1 protein-coding gene is annotated in these 415 nt (G+C 37.3%); it reads right to left on the bottom strand.

Annotated features, from left to right (window positions below):
* The coding region (locus ACYVRH_RS14785) for a hypothetical protein (RefSeq protein WP_461257618.1) at window positions 1-301 on the bottom strand (301 nt) is incomplete at its 3' end.
* Window positions 302-415 lie beyond the last annotated feature (114 nt).

The following is a 415-nucleotide window of genomic DNA, read 5'->3' on the forward strand; positions in this document are numbered from 1 at the left end:
CAAATGACGTTTCGTCAAATGACGTTTCGTCATAGTCTTCCATTGGAAAACGGATTGAAATATTTTCAGTGTTTTTTGGAATATCAATAAAAGTATTATGATCTATATATGAAACGCCGTTAACGGTAAATTCATCTATACGCTGTACTACAAGACGGATGCCTTTCGCTGTTGATGAAAAAAAGGGCATTCCGCCCTGTATAAAAACAAACAGCAATATGGCTCCCAATGCCAGTACGGAAAAGAGAGCCACACTGCTGAACAGATGTTTAAAGAAAACATCTGTAAATTTTCGGTTCATGCCGGAAATTATACCAGTTTATTTAACGGGTATCCAGCTTTTGCCAACTACTTTTTGTCCTTCGGAACCAAGAATCCATTTAATAAAAGCGGAGCTTTCAGCATGGACATTTTT

It is taken from the genome of Treponema sp. R80B11-R83G3, from assembly GCF_054786115.1.